This is a genomic window from Microlunatus ginsengisoli, assembly GCF_039537205.1.
Lineage (GTDB): Bacteria > Actinomycetota > Actinomycetes > Propionibacteriales > Propionibacteriaceae > Microlunatus > Microlunatus ginsengisoli.
In genome coordinates this window covers 112,668-120,669 of the sequence record NZ_BAABAB010000056.1, presented here as the reverse complement: position 1 = coordinate 120,669, position 8,002 = coordinate 112,668, and the positions used below count along the sequence as shown (strand labels likewise).

The 8,002-nt window shown below is 67.0% G+C and carries 7 protein-coding genes; 3 read left to right on the top strand and 4 right to left on the bottom strand.

Annotated features, from left to right (window positions below; translation table 11 throughout):
- Positions 1 to 934: 934 nt before the first annotated feature.
- On the top strand, positions 935 to 1,609 hold the full coding sequence (locus ABD747_RS26270; protein WP_344810119.1) for a hypothetical protein: 675 nt from the start codon (positions 935 to 937) through the stop codon (positions 1,607 to 1,609).
- 22 nt (positions 1,610 to 1,631) lie between these two features.
- Complete coding sequence (locus ABD747_RS26265) at positions 1,632 to 1,979, top strand: hypothetical protein (protein WP_344810118.1); 348 nt, start codon at positions 1,632 to 1,634, stop codon at positions 1,977 to 1,979.
- 44 nt (positions 1,980 to 2,023) lie between these two features.
- Here the strand turns inward: ABD747_RS26265 and ABD747_RS26260 are convergent, their stop codons facing one another.
- The 4 genes from ABD747_RS26260 to ABD747_RS26245 form a co-directional block, all read right to left on the bottom strand.
- Entirely contained in the window at positions 2,024 to 2,470 is a 447-nt protein-coding gene (locus ABD747_RS26260; protein ID WP_344810117.1) for a DUF6941 family protein, read from the bottom strand.
- A 476-nt stretch (positions 2,471 to 2,946) separates the two neighbouring features.
- Positions 2,947 to 3,312, bottom strand: coding sequence for a hypothetical protein (locus tag ABD747_RS26255; protein WP_344810116.1), 366 nt, complete (start codon positions 3,310 to 3,312; stop codon positions 2,947 to 2,949).
- A gap of 194 nt (positions 3,313 to 3,506) precedes the next feature.
- On the bottom strand, positions 3,507 to 3,830 hold the full coding sequence (locus tag ABD747_RS26250) for a tautomerase family protein (protein ID WP_344810115.1): 324 nt from the start codon (positions 3,828 to 3,830) through the stop codon (positions 3,507 to 3,509).
- Positions 3,831 to 3,884: 54 nt separating this feature from the next.
- Positions 3,885 to 4,880, bottom strand: a complete 996-nt coding sequence (locus ABD747_RS26245) for a hypothetical protein (protein ID WP_344810114.1) — start codon at positions 4,878 to 4,880, stop codon at positions 3,885 to 3,887.
- A gap of 188 nt (positions 4,881 to 5,068) precedes the next feature.
- Between ABD747_RS26245 and ABD747_RS26240 the strand changes: the two genes are divergently transcribed.
- Complete coding sequence (locus ABD747_RS26240; RefSeq protein WP_344810113.1) at positions 5,069 to 7,996, top strand: helix-turn-helix transcriptional regulator; 2,928 nt, start codon at positions 5,069 to 5,071, stop codon at positions 7,994 to 7,996.
- Positions 7,997 to 8,002 lie beyond the last annotated feature (6 nt).

The window sequence follows — 8,002 nt, the reverse complement described above, 5'->3', positions numbered from 1 at the left end:
CACGAACGCGGAGCGGGGACTTTCACCTGGCCACCAGCGGGGACCAGAAACTGGCCGTTGACACCCCCACCAGGCGAAATCACGAGGCTAGAAGCGCCCTCAACACTCGATGCGCCCTAAATGCGCCCTCGGGCCATCTCGCATGCTGACCCAGGACGGACTCTCTCACACCGACTTTCCAGATCGCTGCTAGTCACTTCGGCGACATCTGGAACCGGCCCGACCTCGCCCGCCGCGCCCGCAGCCTCATCACCTGCGCCGCCCTAATCACTGACGGCAGCACCGACCAGCTCCGCGCCCACTCACCATCGCCAGGAGCAACGGACTCCCCGAGACCGAGCTAAATGAAGCGCCATCACTACCTCGCCTTCTATGCCGCTGGCCACGCGCCATGTGCGCCATCACCACCGCCAAAGAAGTCTTCAACGCACCAGCCGCCGATCGACCTGAGAACCGCGGCTAGCAGGTTCCGTAAGCCGTCCGCTCAACAAAGTGTGCGCCGAGGTCTCCATGGGCTGCGAGCAATGGCTCCGGGCCGAACGGGAGCCTTTGGCCGTTGACACCCCGAATCTTGCCCGAACGCTTGCCCTTTCAAACCTGCTCGAAATCGACTGAGGATCTGATAATGGGAGTTGATGCGCCGGGCTGGAGGCTAGAACCAACCTGGCACTGGCCTAGGGGTGAGGAGTGCGTCACTATGACTAACCGGCAGAGCGCGCTGGTCGCGGCGCCGGGGTCGGAAGAACGTGGGCGGGTATCGGTTCCGAGTGCCCAGGTCAGCGTGCCGCAGCGAATTCCGCCTAATCCGCCAACGGGCAGCGGCCCGACGGCCGCTCAGCTCCTCGCGCTTCAGCGCGGAGCCGGTAACCGCGCTGTAAGCCGACTCGTGACGGCGGCGGCGGGCGCAGTCGGGCGCCACGGAGAGAATCGGTCGGTGCGGCCGCTGACGGTGACCGGTGATCAGCGCAGTGAGGAGCTGGCTGGCACGCTCCAACGAGGACTGACGCGGGTCACCACCGAAGTGCAGCGCGCCCAAGGTGTGGGGACTGGGATGGGCTGCGTGAACGGGCCGTTAGAGACGCTGACTTCAGGTGCATTGCGGGGTGGCTACACCGTCAACGACTACCTTTCGGGTGGATTGTCCTGGAGCGGCGTGAGCTCGCCGGGAAGTGCGGGTCCTGATGGGCGCGGTTATAAGGTTCAGCTCTATGCGACGTACTCGCAGGCGTCGAGCCTCGGCGTCTCGCAGACCATGACACATGGCGGATCCAATCAAGCCTTCTTGGACGGAACTGCGGCCTATCTCGGGAGGGCGGCCGGTTCAGTCACCAACGGTTCGACTTACAGTGAGCCGGTTCTGAATGCGGGAGACCCGTACGCCGTGACGGGTTGGAATCTCCAGTACGGCTCCAAGTCGGGGGGCGCGTTGCCCTCGTTGGTAAGCTTCGCGGACGTTCCCCGCGCCGGACCGGGCGAGAAGGGCTACATCGATTTTCGGACCGGTTTTCACTCTCGAGGGGGACCGTGCATGCAGGACTCGGTCTACCGTACATGGCGATGGACCATTGATTTCACTCCCGGCAAGAATGTCAACACCGTCACCGCCTGAACCAGGAATCTTGGAGTCTTGAATGACCGCAAAAGACTGGGATCAGGAGAGAGTGGAGGAACTGCTCTCCAAGTTGTCGCGGGTTCCGGTGGAAGGACCGAGCCGGGGTGGACCGTACACCGGCGTTCTCCACAACGACCTGACGCTGGAGCTCCTCTCCTATGGCGAGGACATCGTGCCCCTTCTCGTCGAGAGGCTGCCCGCCAGCGGCTTCGATGAGGCCGTGTACATAGTCTTCGTGCTCCGTGAGTTGCGAGCGTCTGAGGCGCGTCCCGCGGTGCTTGCCCTTCTCACGGACATGGCGGAGCGATCGGCAGGACGGGACCTGACGCTGCGGATGCAGATCGAGTACTTTTTGCGCGACACCTGATCGCTCACCAGTGCAAACGACAAGTCAGTGCCGGCGATACTGCATCAGCTCTCCGCGATGCTGGTCACCCGAAACGGTAGGCGACGCCTAGTCTGACCGTCGATCCTTACAAGTAGTTCGTATTTGCCGATGGCCGGGATGGGAAGCCCTGGCAGATTGGCGGCAAGGCAGACATGCTGGTGGTCGCCGTCAGTGAGATCCGGAGAACGGCCAAGGTTGAACGATAACTCCATAGAAATGGGCTCGCTCCCTCCGTCTACCGTGGGCGCCCGCACGATTCCAGTGACCCGCTCGAGCAGCGATATGTCGACGTCATGCCGCTGATCCGTCTGGCTCCACGGAATCGTGATGATGATTCCGATAGCGAGGGAAATTCCCAGCGGAGGCTCCATGCCGGCCGGAATCTGCACCACGTCAATTCCGCCTCCCGCGATGTACAGCTGGTTGTTCACTGCCTCGGCGTAATTGCAGAGGATCGCGTCGACGAGCACTTCACCTCCCTAATACTGGACCTCCGGACGACACTACACGAGCGGCCCGCCTTCTCTGACGCTTCCGTCGTGATCGTTAAAAGCAAGCCGCTATTGCGACGGGCCCCCATGTCACCCACCCACCACCGCCGTTGTGCCGTCTTCCCACCGTCGGCTCTCGGCCCGGATGCCGACCAGCAATCCGCATCGACGGGCCGGGCCGGACCTACTTCCAACGCAAACGAGCCAACGGCAAGAGCCACAAAGAAGCTCTGCGCTGCTTGAAACGACGCCTCTCCGACGTCGTCTACCGCCAGCTCCGAAGGACGCGGGTGACCTACTACAGCGGACCTGGGAGGACACCAGGGGGCGGCTACGCAATCCAGCGCGGTCGGCTCAACCCCCACACCGACTCTTCGGACCAGTCACTTCCCAGGCCCACCGATACCGACACTACCCCCGCTCACGCCAGCGACTTGACACAGAGAGGTGCCCTTCTAGTTAAGCCGTTCGAGCAGCCGCGCCGTCTCGCCGCAACCTGCGTTGAACTCCTCGCGGAAGACTTCGATTCCGCGCGACAAACCCTCGCGGAACACGGCCTCGAGCCTGGCACCGTCGTCCTTGAGCAGCGACTGCGGCTTCTCAATGCGGCCGAACTCCTCGCGCGCCCGATGGACTCCGGCGCCGAGCAGCACCGCCTCGAAGAGATCGAAGTCGAATCCGCGCGGCGGGTCGATCGGGTCGCGCGGCTCTGGACCCCACGGATCAATGCGGAACGGCAGGTCGAGCGCGATTAAGTAGTCGAGCTTCCACCGCAGCGACTGGCACTGCGTCGCGCCGCGGCCGAGCGGCAGCTCGGACACGTCGACCGCCTACTCCACTACGTCGACGACCGCGACACCGACGGTCAAGCATTTGCGGTGACCATCGGGTTCACTGCATTGGGCCGCACCCGACGGGGCTGGCTCCTTTCCCAACCCCATTGCACGACGTAGATGGCTCCCGCTCGAGTGCTCTCCCGACCGACGCCGCGGTCGCCGTACGCACATCGCTTCGGTCAGCTCGATGCCGCGATCGGCCGGCGTTGCAGGGCGTGGACGTCCGCGGTGGTCACGCCGCGACCGCCCATTCCCCAGTCGCCGCTCTGAACCTCGTCGATAACGACCCAGGTGACATCCCGCAGGCTTTCACCCTCGACCGACGTCATTGCGTCGGTGACCTTGGCGATGATGTCTTGCTTCTGCTCGGAGGTGAAGACTCCCTCGATCACTCGCACGTTGACCAATGGCATGGTCGGTTCCCTTCTTTCGGCCGCGGCCCCTTGCCGCGGCTGGATCTTGGTGGGGCCCAGCCCGAGTGGGCTGCTCAGCAGCGATCTCATCTCGGCGCCTCCCGGTCACGGGCCGTCCGCCGTCGGCAGCCCGCATGTCCTGCGCTACCAGCTGTCGACCGCGTGTGCCGTCGGTGTGCCGCTCCCTCGGCTCGGTAGCGGCCGCCCGCCGCGGCGGAGGTGGTCCCGCTTGCGTCGCCAACCCAGGTGCAGTTCGCGCGCACGCCGAGCGGCTGCGGTGAAGTCGGCTGCGCCGTCCAGCGACCGGAGGTCTCGTCGAATCTGGTACAGCCACAAGAACAGGTCGCCGTCGGTCGATCCCCAGGAGGAGTACAGCTCCGGCAGCCCCGCTCGGCGCGCTGCCCTGACCGCGGGCAAGTAGAGCTCGTCGTACCAGTTCGCGGCGACGACCTCGGGCGACGGTAGAAATCCTCGAGCCTGGGCGAGCTCGTACCCGTATGCCTTGATGACATCGCTCGCCTCCGTATATCCCTCGAGGAGGGTGAACACGATGCGCGCCTCGGGCCGAGCGACACTCAGCCCGCTGCTCTCGAGCAGCGAGCGCTGCTGCTCGGTCTGGACCAGACCACAGACGTCGACGTCTGGACCGACCTCGTAACTGGTCTCCAGCAACGTGACCTGCGCGTCGATGAACTCCGCACGCCGCTCGATGGCGAGAGCGACCCGATGATGCCCGTCCTGGATGAAGTACGCCTCGCCGAGCTGGAAGACCTGGATCGCCGGTACGTCCCCGTCGGGGAACGCATCGCGCAAGCTCTCCAGACGGCTCGAAGAGAGCCCGTGCCGCCACCTGAAGTGCCGGTCCAGATCCTGACTGCGACCGACCGATCCCACGATCATGCTGACCGGGATCGGCCGCACCCCGACATAGGAGCGGTTGGTGACCCGCAGGGTCCGAGCGGCCTGGTCGAACGACAGCAATGCGCCTCGTCCGGGTCTCGCGGCCCGCCGCCGACAGACCGTTCCGACCGGGCGGCCTCGGCCTTCCGCCACGGCACTCAACCGCGCGTACCGTTGGGCCGCGGCCCTGCTGAGAGCCTGCTGGTCGGGGATCATCCGGCCGGTCGTGCTGTCGATCATGGCGACTCCTCCTTCGGTGTATGACCAGCGTCTGTCAGCTGGTCCCGGCCGACATCAGGCAGCGGTCCTCAGATCGGCGGCGCAACCCCTCAGCTTCGTATCCACCGGTCCTGGGTGAGCCGGCGGTAGGGCCTCGTCCCGCTCGGCGGGCAGACAGGCCCGCCGCGGAGGTGGTGCGAGAATGTCGCGTGTCGCTGATCACCGAGGCTCGTGATCTCCTCGTCGGGCGGGGTCGTGAACTGGCCGCAGTCCAGTCGATCGTCTCGGCCGCGGTCGCCGGTGAGTCGGCGATGCTGTTGATCACCGGTGCCGCCGGCATCGGCAAGACCAGCCTCGCCCGTGAGGCCGTACGGCGGACCGCCCCGCCACCCCTGCTCGTGAGCGGAAACTGCCTGCCACTACAGGCGATCAGCGTGCCCTTGCATCCCCTCCGGCTTGCGCTCCGTGCCACGGCGGCTCCGGGCGCCGACGAGCTGATGAGGGAGCTGGAGGTTCCCGAGCGCGCCCCCGCGGCGTTCGACGCATGGATCGACCGCGTGGCCACGGACAACCCTGTCGTGATCTTGCTGGACGACCTGCAGTGGGCGGATCAGAGCACCCTGGATGTGCTGGTCTATCTCGCCGCCGGCCCACGCGATCGCAACGTGGTCGTGCTCGCCACGGTGCGCCGCGAGGGTCTGCCGAGCGACCATCCGCTGCAGCGGTGGCTGGCCGACGTTCTGCGTCTCCCGCGGGTCGGGCAACTCGCCCTGACCGGCCTGGACCGGCCGGGAACGGAAGCCCAGCTGGCGGCGCTGCTCCGCGCCGCGCCGCACCAGAGCCTGGTCGAGGAGGTGTGGCGGACCACGGAGGGCAACCCCTACTGGAATCGGTTGCTCGTCCAAGGTCTGACCCCCGACGAACGCCGGCTGCCGGGCGATCTCCCGACCGATCTCGTCACGGCGATCCGACGCGTCTGGTCTGCCCTCGACGAGCCTGCACGCGATCTGAGCAGTCTCGTGGCGGTCGGTGGCCGGCCGATTTCATCCGACGACCTGCAACGGGTGAGTACGTCCTTGGGCTGGCCGGAAGTGCTCCCGGCGTTGCGGGACGCCACTCGCGCGCGAGTGCTCGTCCTCGGCGACAGCAATCGATACTGGTTCGACCATCCATTGACTGCTCAGGTGCTGGAGTACGACGTGAGCACGGCCGAACGCCGACGCTGGCACGCCGCATACGCGCAGCTGTACGAAGCAGTCGTCGAGGCTGGTCGACCACTCACCTTGGACCTGGCCATTGCACTGACCGACCACCACGACGCGGCCGGTCATCGCAACCGGGCGTACCGGTGGGCACTGCGGAGCTGGGAGGTGGCCGGCAGCGCCCAGAGCTCCCCCGAGCTGTTCCGGCTGCTGCAGCGGGCCGCGCAGCTACGGACCGACGGAGTGGACGACGACGCCGTCAGCATCCGTCAGCTGCGGCAGTGGCTGTGGCGGGCCGCGCACGACCGTGGGGCCGATCAGGAGGAACTGACAGCGCTCGACGATCTTCTGCCACAGATGGACGCCGGGGAGGAGCCGTTGCTCGTCAGTGCTCTGCTCGTCCGGCGGATGCTCCTGCGCTACACCATCGGCCTCGGTTTCGCCGAGACCGACGACGTACGCCGAGCGGTGGAGCTGGCTGCCACGGACCCGACCTCCTGGCAGTACGCGCAGGCGCTCGCAGAGACGGCCCACACCGGATTGTGGGCGGGCGACCCGGAGGCGCCCCGGCTGGCCGAGCTCGCGCTGGAGATCGCCCGCGAGGCCCGCGATCCCGGCGCTCTGTGTCTCGCGTTGGCCGCCAACGCCATGAAGGAGACCTTCGCCGGTCACCGCGTCGCCGCACTGGAGTACGCCCGCGAGTCGCTCGACCAGGCCGTCCTGGGTCGAGAATGGATCGGGTTCGTCATGGCCGCGCTCTGGGAGCGCTACGGGCTCACGCGCACCACGGATGAGGATCCCGCGCTCTGGGTGGGCCGACGGCGCCGTGCCCTGGTCGAGAACGGCGCGCCGCACACATACGTCGCCCGGCTCGCCGCGGCCGAGGCCGAGGCGGCGCTGTGGAGTGGGGACTGGCGATCGTGCCAAGACAGGTTGAGGGTGACATTCGGCGGCGACCCGGGGTCGTTCGCCGACGTGACCGCCCGACTGACCGCGGCTCGGCTCGCGGCTTGGCAGGGCCGGCTGGACGAAGCCGTCGCACATCTCGAGCGGGCGCAAGAGCTGGTCGACGAGCCGCGGCGCTACCTCAACTTCCCGTATGCCACGGTGCGCACCGAGGTGCTGTTGGCGAACCGGCGAGCCACTGAGGCCTACGAGGCAACGGTCGCCGGATTGTCGGGCACGGGTCCGTGGCCCGTGCTCAGCGAGTGGTTGGTCCCGCTGGCGGCGCGTGCACTCGCCGACTCGGCCGAGGATGCACGCGGCGCCGGCCGCTCCACGACAGCCATCCTTGCCGAGCTGAGCTGGTTCGTCGAGCGCTATCCGACCGTCGGCGCGGTCTCCTGGGATCCCCGCCCGGCTTCCCCATCGTCGGTCTTGACCTGCTGGTACCAGGCGGAGGTTGCCCGCGCACGGCATGATGCGTCGGCTGCGCGGCGCTGGCAGGCGACCAGAGACGCGGCCGCGAGCGGACGAGCGCCGTGGCTGCGCGCGTACGCCGGCTGGCGCACTGCCGAGGCCATGCTCGCGAGCGGGCAGGTACCGCGAGTCGAGGCACGCCGCGTGGTGCACGACACGTACGCGCTGGCGGTGCAGCTAGGGGCCAAACCCATCCTCGACGAGCTCCGCGAACTGACCCGGGTCGCTCGGATGGACCTCGTCGAGCCCGATCAGGAACCAGCCGTCGCCGTGCTGCCCGGCCTCACCGCTCGTGAACGCGAAATCCTCGAGCATGTCGTCCGAGGTTCGACCTACGCCGAGATCGCCCGATCCATGTTCATCAGCGAGAAGACCGTCTCGTCCCATATCTCCAATCTCCTGCGCAAGACGGGCACGGCCTCCCGGATCGAGCTCTCCCGGCTCGTCACTCGGGTCGACCGCACCGGCGCCGACCACCCGGCTGACGACACCCGGGATCGGCGTCGGCAAGGATGACCTACG